The organism is Embleya sp. L77, assembly GCF_055557415.1.
In genome coordinates this window covers 2,518,223-2,538,474 of record NZ_CM145710.1, presented here as the reverse complement: position 1 = coordinate 2,538,474, position 20,252 = coordinate 2,518,223, and the positions used below count along the sequence as shown (strand labels likewise).

The 20,252-nt window shown below is 72.0% G+C and carries 15 protein-coding genes; 4 read left to right on the top strand and 11 right to left on the bottom strand.

Going from position 1 to position 20,252, the window contains the following annotated elements; translation table 11 throughout:
- Window positions 1-57: 57 nt before the first annotated feature.
- On the top strand, window positions 58-561 hold the full coding sequence (locus ACZOOI_RS40810) for a hypothetical protein (RefSeq protein WP_465281869.1): 504 nt from the start codon (window positions 58-60) through the stop codon (window positions 559-561).
- Window positions 558-2,381, top strand: coding sequence for an arabinofuranosyltransferase AftB family protein (locus ACZOOI_RS40805; RefSeq protein ID WP_465281868.1), 1,824 nt, complete (start codon window positions 558-560; stop codon window positions 2,379-2,381). The genes ACZOOI_RS40810 and ACZOOI_RS40805 overlap by 4 nt, the downstream gene beginning before the upstream one ends.
- Window positions 2,382-2,496: 115 nt before the next feature.
- Here ACZOOI_RS40805 and ACZOOI_RS40800 read toward each other — a convergent pair whose 3' ends face one another.
- From ACZOOI_RS40800 to ACZOOI_RS40780, 5 genes are read right to left on the bottom strand one after another with little or no spacing between them, the layout of a single operon-like run.
- Window positions 2,497-5,316, bottom strand: coding sequence for a DUF5682 family protein (locus ACZOOI_RS40800; protein WP_465281867.1), 2,820 nt, complete (start codon window positions 5,314-5,316; stop codon window positions 2,497-2,499).
- Window positions 5,313-6,425, bottom strand: a complete 1,113-nt coding sequence (locus ACZOOI_RS40795; protein ID WP_391584492.1) for an ATP-binding protein — start codon at window positions 6,423-6,425, stop codon at window positions 5,313-5,315. Before ACZOOI_RS40795 ends, ACZOOI_RS40800 begins: the two co-directional genes overlap by 4 nt.
- A gap of 12 nt (window positions 6,426-6,437) precedes the next feature.
- Entirely contained in the window at window positions 6,438-7,985 is a 1,548-nt protein-coding gene (locus ACZOOI_RS40790; protein ID WP_465281866.1) for a VWA domain-containing protein, read from the bottom strand.
- Entirely contained in the window at window positions 7,982-9,400 is a 1,419-nt protein-coding gene (locus ACZOOI_RS40785; protein ID WP_465281865.1) for a hypothetical protein, read from the bottom strand. The genes ACZOOI_RS40790 and ACZOOI_RS40785 overlap by 4 nt, the downstream gene beginning before the upstream one ends.
- Complete coding sequence (locus tag ACZOOI_RS40780) at window positions 9,370-9,867, bottom strand: hypothetical protein (protein ID WP_465284148.1); 498 nt, start codon at window positions 9,865-9,867, stop codon at window positions 9,370-9,372. The genes ACZOOI_RS40785 and ACZOOI_RS40780 overlap by 31 nt, the downstream gene beginning before the upstream one ends.
- A 332-nt stretch (window positions 9,868-10,199) precedes the next feature.
- On the opposite strand from ACZOOI_RS40780, the gene ACZOOI_RS40775 reads away from it, so the two are divergent.
- Window positions 10,200-11,096 (top strand): D-hexose-6-phosphate mutarotase, encoded by an 897-nt coding sequence (locus tag ACZOOI_RS40775; protein WP_465281864.1) that lies wholly within the window; start codon window positions 10,200-10,202, stop codon window positions 11,094-11,096.
- Window positions 11,097-12,054: 958 nt separating this feature from the next.
- On the opposite strand, the gene ACZOOI_RS40770 is transcribed toward ACZOOI_RS40775, so the two are convergent.
- Entirely contained in the window at window positions 12,055-12,390 is a 336-nt protein-coding gene (locus ACZOOI_RS40770; protein WP_020548332.1) for a histone-like nucleoid-structuring protein Lsr2, read from the bottom strand.
- 454 nt (window positions 12,391-12,844) lie between these two features.
- Between ACZOOI_RS40770 and ACZOOI_RS40765 the strand changes: the two genes are divergently transcribed.
- Window positions 12,845-13,372, top strand: a complete 528-nt coding sequence (locus ACZOOI_RS40765) for a hypothetical protein (RefSeq protein WP_465281863.1) — start codon at window positions 12,845-12,847, stop codon at window positions 13,370-13,372.
- Between the two features lie 316 nt (window positions 13,373-13,688).
- Here ACZOOI_RS40765 and ACZOOI_RS40760 read toward each other — a convergent pair whose 3' ends face one another.
- From ACZOOI_RS40760 to ACZOOI_RS40740, 5 genes are all read right to left on the bottom strand, one after another.
- Complete coding sequence (locus tag ACZOOI_RS40760; protein ID WP_465281862.1) at window positions 13,689-15,872, bottom strand: MMPL family transporter; 2,184 nt, start codon at window positions 15,870-15,872, stop codon at window positions 13,689-13,691.
- Between the two features lie 296 nt (window positions 15,873-16,168).
- Window positions 16,169-16,834: a response regulator gene (locus tag ACZOOI_RS40755; protein WP_465281861.1), complete on the bottom strand. Its 666-nt coding sequence runs from the start codon at window positions 16,832-16,834 to the stop codon at window positions 16,169-16,171.
- Entirely contained in the window at window positions 16,831-18,036 is a 1,206-nt protein-coding gene (locus tag ACZOOI_RS40750) for a sensor histidine kinase (RefSeq protein ID WP_465281860.1), read from the bottom strand. The genes ACZOOI_RS40755 and ACZOOI_RS40750 overlap by 4 nt, the downstream gene beginning before the upstream one ends.
- Before the next feature lie 122 nt (window positions 18,037-18,158).
- A complete protein-coding gene (locus tag ACZOOI_RS40745) occupies window positions 18,159-18,848 on the bottom strand; it encodes a response regulator (protein WP_391584483.1) in 690 nt (229 codons plus the stop codon).
- On the bottom strand, window positions 18,833-20,182 hold the full coding sequence (locus tag ACZOOI_RS40740) for a sensor histidine kinase (RefSeq protein ID WP_465281859.1): 1,350 nt from the start codon (window positions 20,180-20,182) through the stop codon (window positions 18,833-18,835). The genes ACZOOI_RS40745 and ACZOOI_RS40740 overlap by 16 nt, the downstream gene beginning before the upstream one ends.
- Window positions 20,183-20,252: the final 70 nt, after the last annotated feature.

Here is a 20,252-nt window from a genome sequence, read left to right as displayed (position 1 = left end):
GGCCGCCGGCCGCCGGCACGACAGCGACCTGTCGAGGTGGTCGCTCGTTCACCGGGCATGAGCAACCACGTCCCGCCGACCGACGAGTCCCCCACCGTCGCCGACACCCGCATCTCGCCCGAACAGCGCGCCGCCCTGGAGCGGCTGACCTCGGCCGGCGACCGCGCCGGCGCCTGGTTGTGCGCGCACGGCCGGCCGGGTGGACCGGCCTGGGCGCTCGCCGGCGCGATCGAGCACGTCCTGCGCAGCCTGCACGTCGCCGACCCCGCCGGCCGCACCACGCGTCCCGGCGTCGACACCGATCTGCTCCGCTACCTGGACCCGTACGCGAGCCCGGCCGGCCCGGTACTCGGCGCCGTCCCGCTGACCGCCGCCGAGACCGTCGCGGTGCTCACGGCAGCCGGCTGCGCCCGGATCGCCCCGCAGGCGATGTCCCGCGCCGACTGGGCCGATCACCTGCGGGTTCTGGCCGACGCCATCGACGACGCCCTGGACCACGCCGCCCACTCGCCCCAGCCGCCGACTGCCCACCGACTGCACCGGAACACGGGGACGAGATGACCCGCGCCACCGCGCCCATCCGCCGGTCCGGCCCCGCACCGGACGCCACCGCGCCGAGCCACGGCCCCGAGAAGCCGACCGCCGTCCCCGCCGACCGGACCCGGCGGATCCCGGACCGTATCGCGATCGCCCTGCCGGTCCTCGTTCTCGCCGTCATGGGTTGGCATCGGCGCTGGATCACCGACGACGGACTGATCTACGTCCGCGCGGCCCGGGAGATCCTGGCCGGCAACGGGCCCGTGTACAGCCCGGGCGAACGCGTGGAGACCTCGACGGGCACGCTGTGGCAGTGGCTGCTGGTGCTGCTGGACGCACTCACCCCGGGCGACCCGGCCCGCATCGCCGTGTACGCCGGACTCGTGTTGTCGATCGCCGGCACCTGGGCGGCCCTGGCCGGCACCCGCAGGTTCCTGCGGGCCGAAACCGGTCGGCTGTTGGTTCCGGCCGGCGCACTGGTGTTCGTTGCGCTGCCCCCGGTCTGGGACTTCGCCACGTCCGGGTTGGAAACCGGGCTGCTGGTGGGCTGGATCGGCCTGTCCTGGCGACTTCTCGTCACATGCGGGCCGGACGATACGACCGTCGCACGGCGGCTGGGCATCGCCGTGGGGTTCGGGCTCGGTCCGCTGATTCGGCCGGAACTGACCGCGACCTCGCTCGTTTTCCTGATCGCGATGGTGCTCGCGGCCCGCCTGCCGTGGCGGCCGGCGCTGGTGGTGTTCCTGTGCGCCGGCGCGCTGCCCGCGGCGTACCAGATCTTCCGGATGGGCTACTACGGCCTGCCCTACCCGATGCCCGCCGTCACCAAGAGCGCGACGCGGCAGCTCTGGGGGCGCGGCTTCGACTATCTCGTCGACTTCGCCGATCCCTACCGGCTGTGGATTCCGGCCGTGCCGGTCCTGCTGATCGTCGCGGTGCTGCTGGTCGGCCGCGGTCCGCGGGATCGGCGTACGTGGGTCCTGGGCGCGGCGCCGGTGGTCGCGGCGCTCGCGCAGGGCGTGTACGTGCTCCGGGTCGGCGGCGACTTCATGCACGGACGGATGTGGTTGCCGGTCCTGCTGCTCGCGCTGCTTCCGGTCCTGCTCGTGCCCGTCGATCGGCGTGTGGCGGCGCTGGTCGTGCTGGTGCCGCTCTGGGCGGCCTGGTGCGGTGTCTCGCTGCGTTCCGGTCTGGTCACCATGCCGGGGCCCCGGGCGGGCACGTACCAGACCTGGAACGAGCGTATGGTGTACGTGAATTGGACCCGCACCACGAATCCCACCACCTCCGGCGCGCACGGTTCGACCCTGCCCGGGTTGCGCGCGGAACTGTTCCGGATGGATGCCGACGGCAGGCGGATGCTGGTGATGGACGGGAACCACCTTTCCGACGTCGCAGCCCTGCCACCGCTGCCGCTGCGTCGCGATCTCCCGGCGAAGGAGGGGCTGATCATGGGTCGGCTCGGGGTCGGCGGCGCGGTCACCCCGCTGAACGGGATCGTGGTGGACGTGTGGGGCCTGAGCAACACGGTGGGCGCGCACATCGAACCGACCGCGCACGTGGCCGCGGGGCACGAGAAACTCCTCCCGCTCGCCTGGAACATCGCGCTCTACGTGGACCCCGCCGCGTGGTCGTCGATCCCGGCGCGGGTGGTCTCGCTGGAGGACGTCCGCGCGGCCCGCGCGGCGCTGGACTGCGGCGACCTGAAGGAACTCCTGCGCTCGACCACCGACGAGTTGACCCCCGGCCGCTTCCTGCGCAATCTCACCGGTTCCTTCTCTCGCGCCACGCTGACCATCCCGCCCGACCCCAGGGCGGCCGAACGCAAGTTCTGCACTCGCTGAGCGCACCGGGCGGCGGCACAATCCCGGTCAACGTCCGCGTCCGCGTCCGGGTGCGGCTGCGGGTGCGGATGCGGGCCGGGCGGCGGCGGTTCGAGGCGCCGCCGCCCGGTACCGGTCATGCGTGCGCGAGCAGGGCCGCCAGCGCGGTGGCCGTGGCCGGATGGCGCTCGATCAGGGCGGCGCCCGGCGAGCCGGCTTCCGCCGGCGTCCACGGGTCGTCGCAGCCCAGCAGGGCCGCCACCGCGTCGCAGGTGGCCGGGTGGGTCGCGAGCAGCGCCAGGCCGGGACCGCCGCCGCGCGAACGGCCGCCGGCCGGCGGGGCTTCCGGACCGGGTTGGGCCTGCCAGGGCGGCACCCAGGTGTCCAATGCCGCCAATCGGCCCGGGAAGATCCGCCCCGCCTCGCGGATCAGCAGCGGCGCGAGCTCGGCGCCGCCGGAGCGCAACGTGCCGATCAGGGTCGGCAACCACGGCAGCAGCACCGGGTCCGGCAGCCGGGCGAACGCGTTGGACACCGCCTCCACGACGAAGTCGGTCAACCCGGGCACCGGCTCCAGCGCGTGCACGAACCCGCTGAGGTACTGCGGATAGGCGGGCAGCACCAGCGGATTGCCCAGCAACTCGTCGCAGCGCAGCCGCAGGTCCGCCCGGGACAGCCGGCCCAACTGCGCCTGGGCCGCCCACAGCAGCGCGACCTTGGCCGGCTCCTCCGGATGCGACTGCGCGACCGCCAACTCCAGCTGGGTCCGGTCGCAGCCCAGCGACAGCGCCAGGCTCTCCATGCCGAACAGGAAGCCCAGCATCGCCGCGACCTGGCGCACACCCGCGTCCTCGTCGGTGAACGCGGTCGGCAAAAGCGTGCAGTAGTGCGCGTATCCGGTCCTGACGAACGACTCGATCCAGGTCGGGAGCACCGGCTCTCTGGTGCGGTAGTACGCCAACAACCGCCGTACCCTGCGCAGCACTTCCGGCGCACCGTCCACGCTGCGCTCGGTCGCGAGCACCTCCAGCGCCCGGATGCCCAGTTCCTCGGCGAGGCGACCGCCGCGCAGGTACAGCGTCGCGTCCTCGACGGCCTCCAGGACGCTCGCCGCGGTGGCGTGCGGGCCGTAGGCGACGCGGCGCAGCCGCTGCTCCAGCACCTGTTCGATGCTGACACCCTCGTAGCCGAGTTCGATCAGCGCGCGCTGCTGGGTGCCCAGCGCCAGGTCCCACGACTCCTGGATCGGTCGCTCGCCGAGTCGCCGCTCGCCCATGATCGGCCGGGCCGTACCCGGCGGCATCAGATAGCGCAGCATCCACAACACGTCGGAGCAGCGCTCCAGTTCCGGCCGGGCCGCGATGTCCAGCAACGCCCGCCGCACACCGCGCTGTTCCAGGTTCAGACCGAGCGGTGCGAGCCGGTCGTGCACGTCGCGGGCCAGCGGCGGCAGGGCGTCGTAGCCCACCTTGCCGATCCGGTCGCCGCCCATCATGATCTCGACCAGCCGGCGCACGTCGCGCCGACCCGGCACGACGTCCTTCTCGATGCAGGTGACCGCCGCGTCCTGGAAGTCGTACGGCGTGGGTTTGGCCCGGTCGCGCATCCCGGCCAGCAGGATCGACGTCTCGAACACCGCGATGGCGTCGGCGGTGGAGGCGAGGTAGCCGTTGCGGCGCGCGGCCCGCACCACCTCGACCGACCAGCCGAGCAGTTCGTCCTCGTCCAACCGGTCGAGCACCGGCGGCCGGCCCAGGAAGCCGGACAGCCTGTCGCCGGCCGGCGGGTTCGGCACGACCGGCACCGCTGCCGGCGGCGGGGTGATCGTGCCCTTCCTCGGTTTCGCGGCCTTCTTGGCGCCCGCCTGGCCGGTCAGCCGGAACGGCTGCACTCCGGTGCGCTTGAGGTTCTTCGCCCACACCGTCGCGGCGATGGACACCGAGCCGGCCGCGAGACCGAACTGCGCCTCGATCGCGGCGTGGCTGGAGGGGATCAGCCCGTGCTGCCAGGTGGTCGCGGTGCGCGGGCCGATCTCGAAGGTGTCCGTGCCGTCCACGCCGAACTCCGCGACCCGGGCCGCGGCGTGGAAGGCGCCGCAGACGTACAGGCAGTCCGCGGGGTCGGTGCCGGTGGCGGCCAGGTGTTCGCGCATCCGGGTCCACATGTAGCGCTCGCGGTCCTCGTCCACGCGCACCCGCTGCGGGTCGCCGGGCGCCAGTCGGCGGAACAGGCTGCCGATCAGCACCATGACCTGTCGGTAGGTGTCGTGGTCGCAGTCGCCGAGCGGCAGTTCGACGTACTGGTGCCACCATTCCGACCAGTGCCGCACACGGCCGTGCCGCAGCAGGTGCTCCTCCAGTTCGGCGAAGCGCGGGCGCAGGTCGCCGATCTCCAGGCCGATCGCGTCGCCGTGCAGCGCGCTTTCCTCCTCGGCCGGCGCGTCCGCATCGGCCGGCTCGGCGGCGCCGGTGCCGCGCGGCTCCCACTGGTAGACGTGGTCGGAGGAGCGGTCGACCAGGACCAGTTCGACACCGGGCGTGTCCAACGCGTAGGCGATCGCCTGGTATTCGGCGGACGCCTCGGTGATCGGCGCGACCACCGACAGCGGCGCCCACTCGATCGGGAAGCCGTCGATCTCGGACGCGAACGCCTGTACGGCCACCGGGAGCGTGCAGTTGCGCAGCTCGGACAACAGCGGGGCCATGTCCTCGCACAGTTCGAGGTAGACCACCTTGGGCTGCTTCGCTCGCAGCCGCCGTGCCATGGCGATCGCCGAGGCGGGCGAGTGGTGGCAGACCGGGAAGATCTCCAGGGGTTCGCGGGCCGCCCGGTCGACGTCGTCGACGATGCCGAGCAGGATGTCCTGGAGCGCGTCCGGGCCGTCGGCGAACGTCGCCGCCGCATCCCGGAGTTGGCCGCGCAGCGCGTCGAACGCGCCCTCGTTCGGGCCGGTCACGACAGGGCGGCGATCGCCGTACGACCGCCCTCCAGGAACTCCGGCCAGTGCCCGCCCTCTTCCTTGCCGCGCGGCTCGATCACGCCGTGCAGGTACTTGTTGATGATGGCCAGGTCCTCCGGTTCGCGCCGGGCCAGCGATCCGACCAGCGAGGAGGCCAGGGTGTGTGCGGTCAGCGCGCGGTCGCCGAAGAAGTTGCCGTGCAGGATGGCGTCCTCCAGCACGCCGATCTGTTCGGCGGTGGACAGCGACGATTCGAGCTTCTCGTCGTCGCTGCCGGCCGCCGCTGCCGCTGCGCGCAGGTCGGCGAAGCTCTGGAGCAGCACGTCCAGCAGGGTCGGCGGCACCTCCAGCTCGATCCGGTGCCGGCGCAGCAGTTCCTCGGTGCGGAAGCGGACGATCTCCGCCTCGCTCTTGCGGTTGGTCACCACCGGGATGCGGACGAAGTTGAAGCGGCGCTTGAGCGCGGAGGACAGGTCGTTGACACCGCGGTCGCGGCTGTTGGCGGTGGCGATGATCGAGAAGCCCGGCTTGGCGAACACGATGGCGTCGTCGTCCAGTTCCGGCACCGAGACGTACTTCTCGGACAGGATGGAGATCAGCGCGTCCTGTACGTCGCTGGTGGAGCGGGTGAGTTCCTCGAACCGGCCGATGGCGCCGGACTCCATCGCGGTCATGATCGGCGAGGGAATCATCGACTCGCGCGACTGGCCCTTGGCGATCACCATGGACACGTTCCACGAATACTTGATGTGGTCCTCGGTGGTGCCGGCCGTACCCTGCACGACCAGGGTGGAGTTGCGGCAGATCGCGGCGGCCAGCAGCTCGGCCAGCCAGCTCTTGCCGGTGCCGGGGTCGCCGATGAGCAGCAGGCCGCGGTCGGAGGCGAGGGTGACGATGGCGCGCTCGACGATGCTGCGATCGCCGAACCACTTCTGTGCGATCTCCCGGTCGAGGCCGTCCGCGCGCTCGGAGCCCAGCACGAACAGGCGGATCATCTTCGGGGACAACCGCCAGGTGAAGGGCTTGGGGCCGTCGTCGACGGACTCCAGCCAGTCCAGTTCCTCGGCATACTTGAGCTCGGCGGGCGCGCGCAACAGGTCGGACATGTCAGGGCCTTTCTAGGCGAGGAACGTCTTGAGTTCGTGGACGAGCTTGCGGATGTGGCCGGAGATCACCGGTGTGCCCAGGTCCTTGAAGCGTTCGCGGAACCAGGGGTTGACGCTGCCGCGGCCGGAGCTGGTCACCGAGCCGACCGGGATGAACTTGGCCCCGGAGCGGTGCACGGCGGCCATGCTGTCGAACAGCCGATCGGTGTGCCATTCGTAGAAGTCGGAGATCCACACCACGACGGTGTTGCGCGGTTCGGCGATCTTGGGCCGGGCCAGTGCCATGGCGACCGTGCCGTCGGTGCCGCCGCCGAGTTGCGTGCGCAGCAGGGTCTCGAACGGGTCGTGCACCCAGGGGGTGAGGTCGATGGCCTGCGTGTCGTAGGCGATCAGGTGTACGTCCACCTTCGGCAGTCCGGCGAAGATCGAGGCCAGGATGGTGCAGTTGACCATCGAGTCGACCATCGAGCCCGACTGGTCCACGACCACGATCAGCCGCGAGGGTGTGGTCTTGCGGACGGTGTGCCGGTAGAAGAGGCGGTCGACGTACAACCGCTCCTCCTCGGGACTCCAGTTGGTGAGGTTCTTCCAGATCGTGCGGTCGATGTCCAGGTTGCGGAACACCCGCTTGGGCGGGATCGAGCGGTCCAGCGTGCCGACACTGGCCTTGGCCAGTTGGGTGCGCAGCACCTCGGCGACCTCGTCGACGAAGCGCCGGATCAGGTCCTTGGCATTGGCCAGGGCGACGCCGGACAGGTTGTTCTTGTCCCGCAGCAGTTGCTCGATCAGCGACATGCTCGGGGTCAGCTGTGCGGCGAGCCTGGAGTCGGCGAGCACTTCGCGCAGGTGCATGCGTTTGACCAGGTCCGCCTCGATGGCGGCGAGTTCCGGGCCGATCGCCGGGATCAGCGTGCCGAGATCGGGTGTTCCGGTACCGCCGCCGGAGCCGGTCCGGGCGGTGCCTCGGCCTGCGGCTCCCGGGCGACCGCCGCGCAGTTCGCCGGGCTTGCAGCCGAAGGCGCGCTCCAGCCATCCGGCGTCCGACTGCCACCGGGACAACTGCCCGGCGCTGACCGTGCCGGATCCGGTGCTCAGCACGTTGAGCAGCACCTTGGACACCAGCGCGGCGCGGCGCACCTCGGCGGCCCGGTCGCGTCCGTCCGGCTCCGGCTCGGGCACCATCAGGCCGTCGAACTCTGCGGCCAGTTCGGGGTGTCGCTGCACGATCGCGTCGACGGACGCCTGCGGGTCCAGCAGCGCCGGCGGCAGGCCGAGGTCCTCGACGACGGCCATGCTCGCCGATTCGAGGCTCGCCTGCTCCTCGGGGTCGAACAGGCGGGCCAGGAGGCGCCAGTACAGGACTTGGCGACGGTTCTCGTCGGCAACCGACTCGGGGGCGGGTTCGCCGGCTGGTTCGAGGGCCGGGTCCGTGGCGGATTCGGGGGCCGGCTCGGCAGTGGGTCCCGTGGTGGCGGGTACGACCGTCGGGTCGGCGACGGATTCCGTGGTGGCGGGTACGGCGGTCGGCTCTGCGGTGGGTTCCGCGGTCGGCCCGGTCATGTGCGGAGCAACTTTCCGGCACGCTCGCGCAACACCCGCACGGCTTCGGTGGCGGCCTGCTCGGCCTTGGCGCCCATCTTGTCGGCCGTGCCGCCGGCCCAGGCGCCGGCGTGGATCGTGGCGGTCTTCTTCTTCACGACGGTCTCGACGGCGAGCGGCTGGATCCGGAAGGCACCGGCGTCCCAGCGCAGCAGACCGATGCAAGCGCTCGACGCGGCGACGGCTTCGGGAGTGAGCGGGCCGGCCGTCGGGATGCGGTCCGGGTCCACGGCGAGTCGGTGGCCGGCGAGCGTGAACGCGAGCCGGCCGTCCTCCCGCTGCACGGCGTAGTCCTCCAGGAACACCGGTATCGCAATGCCGGCCGGATGCCGGTCGAACGGTGCGATCGCCCCGGCGCCCGCGCCGGGCAGCGCGACCCGGGCGGTGGCGAACGCGTCGGCGGGCTCGCCGAGTCGCGCGTGCGCCTCGCTCCAGATCAGGTCGCCCTCCGCGGTGATCGGCATGTCCGTCAGCTGCATCGAGCGGCCGTCGCCGGCGGCCGCCGGCAACGACATGTGTGGGCGCAGCAGTTGCCACACCCCGACCCCGACGACCGTGTCCGGCTTGGGTACCGAGACGCTCGCCCGCACCAGCCGGGGCGCGCTGCCGTCGGCGGGCTCGAACACCGCGTGGACCTGGGCCTGTACGGCGGTCGCGTGCTCGTGCAGGTCGACGCCGAGCGGCAGCAGCCGGCCGGTCACGGTGTCGGTGGCGGGCGGCCCGGCGGTGCCGGGACGGGTCAGCAGCATCGCCCGCGACCACAGGTCGGCCCAGCGGCGCACCGGGATGCGTTCCAGGGCGGCGCCGGGGCAGGACGCCGCGAGTTCGGCGGCGAAGCCGTCCAACAGCGTGGCCGGACGACGCAGCGCCGGATCCGGGAGCATCGCGACCACGACCTGCCCCGCGCCGGAGACCAGGTCGTGGTCGATGCCCTGCCATCCGGCGCGGGCCAGGTCGGCGAGCCAGGCACGGGCCGCGACGAGCAGGTTGACGGCCTCGAACGTGCCCGGTTCGACGGCCGATTGCTCCGCGCGACCTCGACCGGTGGCCTCGTCGGCCCGGGTGACGAGCGCGTCGTGGATCGCGCCGAGCAGCGCGGTGCGGGCGGCGGCGAGGGCCAGCAGGTGGTCCTCGCTCGCGGCGCCGACCGCCGCCTTCTCGACCGCTTCGGCGACCAGGGACGCGAGCGGTGTGCCGGCGACGGCGGCGGCCAGTTCGGTCAGCGCGGCGGCCTGCGCGGGCCGGGGTCGGAGCAGGCCGCCGATCAGGGTCCGGTCGAACGCCTCGACCACCGCGAGGGCCTCGTCGAGTCCGGCGATGGGTTCGGCGAGCAGGTCGGCGCGCATCAGGCCACCGCCCTGGTCGGCGGGAACCACTGCATCTCCGGCAACGGCTCGGTGGTGGCCGGGAGTTCGAGGTATCCGAGGTGGCGCAGGAACCGACTGAAGACGGGCGCGGCAGCTGTGGCGTCGGCGTGCGCCGGGCGGGTGGCGGTCATGGCCGAGGTGATGGCCGGTGCGCCGGCCGCCGCGTCGACCGGCTCGATCCGCAGGTAGCGCGCGACCCGTTCGGCGCCGTACTGGAGCACCGCCTCGGTGATCAACGCTCCGATGTGCTTGCAGAACGAGCCGCGGGCGCCGCCGCAGGGCCGGTTGTTGTTGGTGCTGCACGCGAAGGCGTAGCTGCGCGCCGCGACCGACGAGACGTAGACCCGTCCGATGTCGGAGCCGCTGGACACCACGCCCTGGAGGCGCCCGTCTGCCAGTTCGACGAACGGAACCTTGGCGAGCTTGCGCGGCCGGGCGGGTGGGATCACCCGCGCCGTGCTCGACGCCTCCCACATTTCCCCATCCGGGAACACACCATCTCCTTTACACCCAGGGGTTCGCCCCACCTGATCGGCGGGACGGGCTGAACGTACTGGCGATCACCGACAGCACGGGAACCGGCCCCGGGCCGGGAGACGGCGGAGGTGCGGACCACCGATACGAGGCCGGCTTCCTTTCCGAGGCGCGGGAGTTGCCGACTCGGTGAGGGTGAGCGCCGGAGTCGCCCGACTCGCCGGCGGGGTGGTCACGGTCCGCCGGTGCGGCTGTGGCATCGTGGCGAGTTCAGTGCGAGTTCAATGCGAGTGCAGTGCGCAGCGGCGCCCCGACGAACGCGAGAGGCCTTGACGTGCCCGAAGACGTATTCGCCCTTCCCGTCGTCCGGCGCCTGGACGCCGACCTCTCGCTGCGCCGGCTCGGCGCGCTGGATGTGGTCGTAGTGGACCACCCGCACGTTCGTGCGGCGATCGCCCTCCAGGGTGCGCACCTTCTCGCCTGGCAGCCACAGGGCACGGAGCCGGTGTTGTGGCTGAGCGAGACCGGCACCTTCGAGGAGGGTCGGGCGGTGCGCGGCGGCGTGCCGATCTGCTGGCCGTGGTTCGGCCCGGCGGGCCGCCCGAACCACGGGTTCGCCCGCATCCTGCCGTGGACGCTGCTCGATTGCGGCGAGGACGACGACGGGGCGCACGTGAGTCTGGTCCTGCGGGACGGCGAGGAGTCGCGGGCGTACTGGCCGTTCGCCTTCGAGGTGGTCGCCCGCTTCACCCTGGGGCGGCGGGAGTGCCGGATCGAGCTGACCGCCCGCGGCGACTTCGAGAGCACCGCCGCATTGCACACCTACCTGCGCGTCGGCGACCTCGACGGCGTCCGGGTCACCGGTCTGGACGGGCACTACTTCGACAAGGTCCTCGACGTCGAGGCGGACGCCGACCAGGACCCCGCCACGGGCCGGGACGGGCTGTCCTTCCCGGACCGGATCGACCGCATCTACACCCGCCCGGACGAGGTCAGCCGGCTGCACGACCCCGCCGGGAAGCGCATCGTCGAGGTGCACCATGCCGGGCACAGCGACGTGGTCGTGTGGAACCCGGGCGCGGAACTCACCCGCACGATGGCCGATGTGCCCGACGACGGCTACCGGGAGTTCGTCTGCGTGGAGACCGCCCGCATCTCCCGGCCGCTGGTGAGCGACCCGCAGGCACCCACGCACCTGACCGCGACCCTTCGGATCGCCGCCGACGCCTGAGCCCCGTCCGGCGGAGCCTGGTGGGACGGGCGGGGGGCTCGTCCCCGGCCACAAGGAAACGGCGCCGCCCCACGAGGGGTGTGCGGCGCCGTCGATGTCGAGGTCGGTGAGGGTGGCCACCTCACGGCGGAAGGCACACCGTGGCTCCAGCCGAGCGGTATTCCACGGCGGCAATGGTTGGGCCCGGGGGCACACCCTCACCGACACCCGCACAACCTACCTTCTCGCCGAATCATTCCCGGCCGCGAACTCCGCCGCGTCCCGGAAGGTGATCACCTCGGCTTCGGTCGAGGCAGGATCCGTCGACACGTGCAACTCCTTCGGCCGGAAAGGTCCGCCCACTGCGTCCCCCGCGCCGGCCCAAGATGGCGAGCCGGCGCCGCGTCCACATGCCGTCCGCGACCCGATTCGCCGGAGCGTTTCGACCGCCGATGCGTTCGCCGCAACAGCCGGGGCGAGTTCGAGGCGGGTCGGATCCGGAGTCGGGGTCGTCGGCCGTCGGTCGGTCGCACAACGATGCGATCGGGCGCCGTCGACCGAACGGCAACCGATCGGTATCCGACCGAGCGGACAACTTTCATCCGGGTCGCCGTCCGCCCGCTTTATGGATCACAAACAAGCGCCGGGAGGCAACCAATGTCGTCGAATTACCGGAAAGGCGGCGGCGCAGCGGCTGCGAATAGCCTCCGGAGAAGCCGACTTCGCCATGCCCAATGCCCGGTCGAACTTCCCTTCCCGGATGGCCGGCGCGTTTCCCGCGCCGATGCCGCTCCGCACACTCGCGGTGCGCGGGATCACCGGATCGACGACGACCCCGCCGGCGGGAGCGCCTGCGGGGTCGTGGTCGTATCCGGGTCGTTGTCGTATCCGGGCGATGCCGGGCATCACCCGCGCAGGAAAGTCCCGCCGCGGTGCGGCCGACGCGAACACCGTGGGGCCCGCTAACGATTGCCGGCCGTCAGTGCGCGGCCTGGTACCTCTCGATGAGATCCGCGGGAACCCGACCGCGCGCATTGACCTCGATGCCCTGCGACCTTGCCCATTCACGGACCTTCACGGGGTCCGGGCCCTGACCGGTGGTACGGGCTCCCTTGCGGCCACGGCGGGCGGCGGTACCGGTCTTGCGAGCGGCACCGAAGTAGGGCGCCAGCTTGTCCAGCAACTGCTGATAGGTGTCCTCACCGAGGTCGATCTCGTAGGTGACGCCATCCAACGCAAAAGTGTGGGTCGCGATGTCTTCACCGGTCTCGCCGGTGACATCATCGGTGTAGAGCGTGACTACGCGCTGAGCCATTGTTGAGAATCCCCTTCCTGGGAGCGGGGAGATCGTACACCCATACCCCGAAGTCCGGCCCCCTCGAAAATGGACGACGGGATAACGACTCGGGATCTCACCCGTACTCGAGGCCGACTCCGGCGTTGCGCTCAATGCCGGGGACGAGTTCCTGTGGTAGACCGGGACGGTTATGTCTTCGCCGTCGACCGGCGAAAGATCGGCCGCCGGGAAGATCCCGAAGCTTGGCATTTGCCGGCAGGCATCCCATGTACCCATTGCCAATGAGTCGTGATTCTCCGCACGAACCGCCGGCCGATCCACACGCGGTGTGCCGTACCCGCGGCACAGGAACCACATCGGAACCGGCGGGCGGTCGAACCTACGATCTCCGGAACCCGGAGTTGACGTTGTTGTTCAGACACGAGGTACTGACCAAAATCGCGTCCGGCGAGGTCGACCTGGCCTTTCGACGGTGGCGCAGACCGGCCGTACGGCCCGGCACCGCCTGCGTACCGAGGTCGGCGTGCTGGAGGTCGGCCCGGTCGAGGTGGTGCCGGAGGACCGCGTCTCCGACCGGGACGCCCGGCGCGCGGGCTACCCCGGCCGGATGGAGCTGCCGGCCGACCAACGCCCGGGAGACGACCGGCAGTTGTACCGGATCGGCCTGCGCCTCGCCGGCCCGGACCCGCGTGTGGACCTACGCGAGGACACCGACCTGTCGGCGGCGGACCTCGACGGGATCGTCGCGGGATTGCGCCGCCTGGACGCGCGCAGCGGGCGCGGCCCGTGGACCATCGCGATGCTGGAACTGATCGCCGCCCACCCGGCCGTACGCGCGCCCGACCTGGCGGCCGGCCTCGGCCGGGAAACGGCCCGCTTCAAGGCGGACGTCCGCAAGCTCAAGGAGCGCGGCCTCACCGAAAGCCTGGCCGTCGGCTACCGCATCTCCCCCCGCGGACGGCTGGTACTCGACCATCTCACCCGCACCGCGCCCGATTGACCACCTCGGCACCCGAACACGGGCGCAATCTCGCGGCCGACTCCTTCCACGCCGCCTGGACGCGACGCGCGCAGCCCCGCCGAGTTCTCGGCGCTCGGCCCAGCGCACGGCGAGGGGTACCACCAGTCCCGTCAGGGCGAACAGCGCTCCCACGACGTCCCCTCCGCAGCGCCTGAACAGCGGACCGCGCGCGGCAGACGAAGCCGGCGATGCCGAATGCGCGCATGCGGCGGCGGTGCCGGCGGAGGAGGGGGCTCCTTCGCCGGCACCGCCGGGGGGGGTGACGGGGTTGCCGTCGGGGTTGACGCGGTGGGAGTCAGCGGTGTTCCAGGGCGATCGTCGGCAGGGCGCGCTCCAGCGGCTTGGGGAGCCACCAGGCCTTGCGGCCGAGCAGACGCATCACCGCGGGCACGATCAGGCAGCGGATCACCAGGGCGTCGAGCAGGATCGCCACCGCCAGGCCCAGGCCGAACTGTTGCAGCATGCGGTCCTCGCTCAGGACGAAGGCGCCGAAGACCACGATCATGATGGCCGCCGCGGCGGTGATCACCCGGCCCGTGGTCGCCAGCCCTTCGCGGACCGCGTGCGCGGCGTCCTGCGTGCGCTGCCACTCCTCGTGGATGCGGGCGACCAGGAAGACCTCGTAGTCCATCGAGAGTCCGAAGACGATCGCGAAGATCATCACCGGGATGAACGCCTCGATCGGTCCCTCCTGCACGCCGAACATGCCGTGTTGGAAGACCAGCGTGATCACACCCATCGCGGCGCCGATGCTGAGCAGGTTGAGCAGTGCCGCCTTGAGCGGCACCAGAATCGACCGGAAGACCAGCAGGAGCAGCACGAACGACAGGCCCACCACGATCGCCACGAACAGCGGCAGTCGATCGGCCACCTTGGCCGCGAAGTCCTCGACCGCGGCCGTGCCGCCGCCGACCAGGACGGTCGCGCCGGTGCCCCGCTCCACCGCCGGCATCACGTCCCGGCGCAGGTGCTCGACCAGTTCGGCGGTCGCCTCGTCCTGGGGTGCGGACTTCGGGTAGGCGATCACCGTGGACACGCTCGGGTCGCCGGACGGCAGGATCGGGCTGACCGCGACGATGCCGGGCGTGCCTTCGAGGGTCGCCCGGGTACGCTCCGCGGCGCCGCCGTCGCCCTCGACGACCACGAACAGCGGCCCGTTGAAGCCGGGCCCGAACCCGTCCGCCAGCAGGTCGTACGCCTGCCGACTGGTCTTGGCCGCCGCGTCGTTGCCCGCGTCGGCGAAACCGAGCCGCATGTCGACCGCCGGTGCGCACAGCCCGACCAGTGCGACGACCGGGACGATCAGCGCGATCCACGGGCGCCGCTGCACCCCTGCCGCCCAGGCACGCCACCTGGTGCCCTCGGCCACCTTGGCCTTCGCCGCGCGCCGCTCGACGTTGCGCTTGATGCGCTTGCCGAACAGGCCGAGCAGTGCGGGCAGCAGGGTCAACGACGCGAGCATGGTCATCAGTACGGTCAGGGCCACCGCGAGCGCCACGCCCCGCAGCGAGCCCAGGCCCAGCGTGACCAGGCCGAGCAGCGCGATGATCACCGTGCAGGCCGCGAAGAACACGGTCCGACCTGCGGTGTCCAGGGCGCGCCGGGTCGCCTGCTCGGCATCCGCGCCGCGCAGCAGTTCGGCCCGGTAGCGGGAGAAGATGAGCAGCGCGTAGTCCACCCCGACGCCCAGGCCCACCAGCAGCATCACCGGCGGTGTGAAGTCGGCGATGGCGGCCAGGTGCGAGGCGAGCACGACCACGCCGAGGGTGCTGCCGACGGCGAAGATCGCGGTCAACAGCGGTACGGCCGCGGCCACCAGCGAACCGAACAGGAACACGAGCACGATCAGTGCGCCGAGCATGCCCACGCCCTCGGCCGCACCGCCGCCGCCCTCCTGGGCGCCCCGGATCTGGTCGCCGCCCAGTTCCACCCGCAACGTCGCGTCCCGCGTCTCGGCGTCCTGTGCGGTGTCGATGATCTTGCGGACCGCGTCCTTGGGTACGTCCGTGCCCACCCCGTCCAGGGTCACCGTCGCGTACGCGGTCAGTCCGTCCCGGGAGACCGCGCCCGCGTCGGCGTACGGGCTGCGTACCTCCGCGACGTGCGGCAGGCCGCGGACCGCGTCGAGCATGCGCTCGACCCGATCGCGGGTCGCCGGCGCGGACACCGGCGCCCTGTCGTGCAGGACGATCTGCACGCTGTCGCCGGCCTGCGTGGCGCCGTGCCGCTTCAACGTGTCGGCGGCGTGCTGCGACTCGGTGCCCGGGAGCGAGAAGTCGTTGTGGTAGTCGCTGCCCACCGCCATCGCGACGCCGCTCACCGCGATCAGCACCGCGACCCACACCAGCAGGGCCGCCTTGCGACGCCGGTGGGCCCAGGTCGCGATGCGCTCGAACACGCTCGGGCGGCGGGCGCGGCGCGAAGGCGGTGGATCGGCGTCGACGCCGGGCGAGGGATAGGAAACCGGGGATTCGGACATGGTGTGCTCCCGCCGGAGGGCTTGGGGACATGGTGTTGCGCTGTCCACAAGCCTCTCGGCGGGATCGCCGTCGAACGTCCTGCCCAGGCACGGTACGGACGGACGCCCCCGGTGAGCCCGCCGGGTCGGCGCATACCCCCACGGTTGCGACCGGTGTACACCCCCGGTTGTGGGTCGCCTCCCGAACGCCGCCGAAACCCCGCCGAATCACCCGTGATCGACCTCCGACCGGGCCCCGACCGACCCGGGTCGAGGCCGGGCCCGAGTCGAGCGCCGGGCCGGCACCCGAGTCGGGGTCAGCCCAGCCAGCCGGGCGTCACCATTCCCGACTCGTAGGCCAGCACGACCAGTTGGGCCCGGTCGCGGACCTCGGTCTTGGTCATGATCCGACTCACGTGCGTCTTGGCCGTCGCCGGGCTCAGCCCGAGCCGCGCCGCGATCTCGTCGTTGGACAATCCGGCCGCGACCAGCGCCATCACCTCGCGTTCGCGATCGGTCAACGCCCCCACCCGCGGGTCGGGTTCCGGCGGCGGGACCCGGCCCGCGAACTCGGCGATCAGCCGACGGGTGATCGTGGGCGAGATCAGCGCATCGCCGCGCGCAACCACCCGTACGCCGTGGATCAGTTCGACCGGTTCGGTGTCCTTGACCAGGAAGCCGCTGGCGCCCGCACGCAGCGCACCGTACACGTACTCGTCCAGGTCGAACGTGGTCAGGATGACTACCCGGACTTCCGCCAGCCGCGCGTCGGCGATGATCCGTCGGGCCGCCTCCAGGCCGTCCACGCGCGGCATCCGGATGTCCATCAGCACCACGTCCGGGCGCAGTTCGCCGGCGAGCCGGACCGCGTCCGCGCCGTCGCCGGCCTCGCCGACCACGGTGAGGTCGTCCTCGTTGTCCAGGATCCAGCGCAGGCCGGCCCGGACCAGCGCCTGATCGTCGGCGAGCAGGACCCGGATCACGCCACACCGTCCCGACGCAGCGGCAGCGCGGCGCTGACCCGGTACCCGCCGCCGGGCCGCGTCCCGGCGGCGAACTCCCCGCCCAGCGCCCGGGCCCGCTCGCCCATCCCCGCGACCCCACTGCCGGAACCACGGCCGCCCCCGGCGGTTTCCCCCGAACCGGTACCGGATCCCGTCCCGCCGCCGCGTCCCTCGTCGTCGATCCGCACCCGCACTCGTTCCTCCTCGAATTCGATCCGCACCACGGCCGATGCCGCTCCCGAGTGTCGGGTCACATTGGTCAGCGCCTCCTGCACGATCCGATACGCGGCCAGGTCCACCGCCGGCGGCAACGGTCGCATTCCGTTGGGGAGTTCCAGGCGCACCGCGACGCCGGCCCGACCCAGGTGGGCAACCAGCTCGTCCAGGGCGGCCAGGCTCGGCGCGGGTGCCGTCGGCGCCTCCTCGTCCACCTGGCGCAACACGCCGAGGGTCTCGCGCAGTTCGCGCAGCGCGTCGCGGCTGGTCCGCTTGATCGCGTCGAGTGCCTGTTCGGCCCGCTCCGGAGCGCGCGCGAAGCCGTGCAGGGCGGCGCCGGACTGCACGTTGATCAGCGACAGATGATGGCCGAGCACGTCGTGCAACTCCCGCGCGATCCGCAGGCGTTCCTCCACGGCCCGGCGTCGGGCCTCCTCCTCCAGGGTGTACTCGGCCTCGGCGGCGCGGCGCTGCGCCTCGGCCAGGAAGGCGTTGCGGTTGTGCAGCATGCCGCCGAGTGCGATCACCGCGACGATCCAGCCGTACAGCAGGAACAGCGCGGCGTCCGCGAGGTGGTTCTCGCCGCTCTCGTATTCCGAGATGCCGATCGTGGTGGCGAACCCGACACCCACGATCGTGCCGATCACCAGGTGCCCCTGGGCCGCCACGCCGTACAGCGCCACGGCGAAGGTCACGAATATCGGGCCGTCGGTCACCACGAACGGGTAGTACACCATGTTCGCCAGCAGCGTCAGCAGCAGCACCGCGATCGGGTGGTCCCGGCGTACGAACAACGCGGCGCACGCACCGACGACGGGCACCAGGCCCAGCAGGTCGGTGTTGTCCATCGGCACCATGTCCACGAGTGTGAACGCCACCACGAGCACGCCCACGGCGGCCGCGAACGCCATGTCCGAGGTCCGACCGCGCGGCACCCACGCGGGTATTCGCGAAACGCTACCCATGATCGGCAGCATAGGGGGCGCACGGGCCGGCGCAGCCGGGATCGGTCGTTCATCCCGGCGGCCCGGCCCACCCCCGAATCGCCCGCCCGACCGCCCCGACCGCCCCGACCGCCCCGACGAGGCTAGGCGCCGCCACCCGGCGCGATCAGCCCGGTCTCGTAGGCCAGGACCACCGCCTGCACCCGGTCGCGCAGGTTCAGCTTCGACAGGATGCGGCCGATGTGCGTCTTGACCGTGGTCGGGCTCAGCGACAGGCGTTCCGCGAGTTCGGCGTTGCTCAGGCCGGTCGCGAGCAGCCGCAGCACCTCCAGTTCGCGCGGGGTCAACTCGGACAGGTCGCGCGGTGGTGTCGCGCGCGGCTCGTCGCGGTGCGCGAAGCGCTCGATCAGCCGGCGGGTGATGGTCGGCGCGAGCAGGGCGTCGCCGGCCTGCACCAGGCATACGGCGGCGACCAGTTGCTCAGGCGTGACGTCCTTGAGCAGGAAGCCGCTGGCTCCGGCGGTGAGCGCGGCGTAGACGTAGTGGTCCAGGTCGTACGTGGTCAGGATGATCACCCGGGTGCCGGCCGAGCCGCCGTCGGCCAGGATGCGCCGGGTGGCCTCGATGCCGTCCATCTGCGGCATGCGGATGTCCATGAGCACCACGTCGGGCCGGGTGCGCCGGACCGCGGCGATCGCCTCGGTGCCGTTCGCCGCCTCGGCCGCCACCTCGATTCCGTCCGAGGCCAGGATCATCCCGAATCCGGTCCGCACCAGCGCCTGGTCGTCGGCGATCACCACGCGCAGCGCGGGCCGGTTCACGCGGTCCGCCACGGGACCCGGGCCCGGATCCGATACCCGCCCGTGAGCGTCGGGCCGGCGGTCAACTCGCCACCGTAGACGGCCAACCGCTCGCGCAGGCCGATCAACCCGCGACCGTTGCCGTCCATCGTCGGACCACCGACCGCGCCACCGGTATCGGTGACCTCGATCTCCAGGCAGTCGTCGGCGTAGCCGAGGACGACACTCGCGGCCGAGCCGGGCGCATGCTTGATCGTGTTGGTCAGCGCCTCCTGCACCACGCGATACGCGGCCAGGTCCACCCCGGGCAGCAGCGGGTCCGGCGGCAACGACATCGCGAGGCGCACCGGCGTCCCGGCCGCGCGTACCCGCTCGATCAGCTCGTCCAACCGGTCGAGTCCGGGCTGGGGTTCGAGGTCGTCGGGGCGCTCGTGGTCGTCGGCGGCGAGCAGCCCCATCACATGGCGCAGTTCGGCCATCGCCGCCCGCCCGCCGGCCTCGACCGCGAGCAGCGCCTCCTTCGAGCGTTCCGGCGCCGCGTCCATCACCTTGCGCGCCGCGCCCGCCTGGATCACCATCACGCTGACATTGTGCGTCACGACGTCGTGCAATTCGGCGGCGATCCGGGACCGCTCCTCCTCGACGGCCCGGCGCATGGCCTCGTGCTGGGCCTGTTGAAGCCGGGTGTACCGATCCCGGCCGGCCGCCAACTCCCGTTGCCAGAACAGCACCAGCCCGGCCATCGCCCCCGCGACCAGCAGCACGAAGCCCGGACTCGACCAACCCGGCAGGATCGGGGCCGAGTCCCGGAACGCGACGCCCGCCAGCACGGCGGCGCCCACCAACACGCATATCGCGCGCATCCGGTAGCGGCTGTACACGACGGCGCTGTAGGCGCCGATCACGCAGGTCAGCACGTTGATCCAGGACGCGTCGTCCTCACCGATGGCCACCGCCCCACACAACACCGCGACGAACGCGGTGAGTGGGTATCGACGTCGCACCACCAGCGGCAGCGCGGAGAGCAGCACGAACGGCCAGGGCGCCGGCGAGCGTTCCTCCGACATCCAGATCTCCCGCGGCAGCGGAGGCGACGGCGGAGGCGACGGCGGAGGTTCGAAGGCATCGACCTGCCGCGCGTGCTGGATCGGCCCGCTGTCGGGATACCGAGCCGCCACGATCAGGGCGAGCACGGTCAGCCCGACCGCCAACACCGCGTCGACGCGCACCGCCCGGCGCGGGAGCGGGCCCTGCCCCGGCTCCTGGCGCAGCGCGATCGCCAGTCGCACCCGCCATCCGCGCCCGGCCGCCGGCTCCTCTTGCGTATCCACCGGTTCATTGTGCGACCGGCCCGCGCCGGGCCGCATCCGTCTGCACGACCAAGCTCCGCTCTCTGCGGAGTACTTCGCAGGGACGACCCCGCGCCCGGGTCCTCCG

Coding starts and splice junctions, on each gene's coding strand:
- ACZOOI_RS40810 (WP_465281869.1), top strand. CDS start 58: ATGAGCAACCACGTCCCGCCGACCGACGAGTCCCCCACCGTCGCCGAC.
- ACZOOI_RS40805 (WP_465281868.1), top strand. CDS start 558: ATGACCCGCGCCACCGCGCCCATCCGCCGGTCCGGCCCCGCACCGGAC.
- ACZOOI_RS40795 (WP_391584492.1), bottom strand. CDS start 6,425: ATGTCCGACCTGTTGCGCGCGCCCGCCGAGCTCAAGTATGCCGAGGAA.
- ACZOOI_RS40790 (WP_465281866.1), bottom strand. CDS start 7,985: ATGACCGGGCCGACCGCGGAACCCACCGCAGAGCCGACCGCCGTACCC.
- ACZOOI_RS40780 (WP_465284148.1), bottom strand. CDS start 9,867: ATGTGGGAGGCGTCGAGCACGGCGCGGGTGATCCCACCCGCCCGGCCG.
- ACZOOI_RS40770 (WP_020548332.1), bottom strand. CDS start 12,390: ATGGCTCAGCGCGTAGTCACGCTCTACACCGATGATGTCACCGGCGAG.
- ACZOOI_RS40760 (WP_465281862.1), bottom strand. CDS start 15,872: ATGTCCGAATCCCCGGTTTCCTATCCCTCGCCCGGCGTCGACGCCGAT.
- ACZOOI_RS40750 (WP_465281860.1), bottom strand. CDS start 18,036: ATGGGTAGCGTTTCGCGAATACCCGCGTGGGTGCCGCGCGGTCGGACC.
- ACZOOI_RS40740 (WP_465281859.1), bottom strand. CDS start 20,182: ATGCGGCCCGGCGCGGGCCGGTCGCACAATGAACCGGTGGATACGCAA.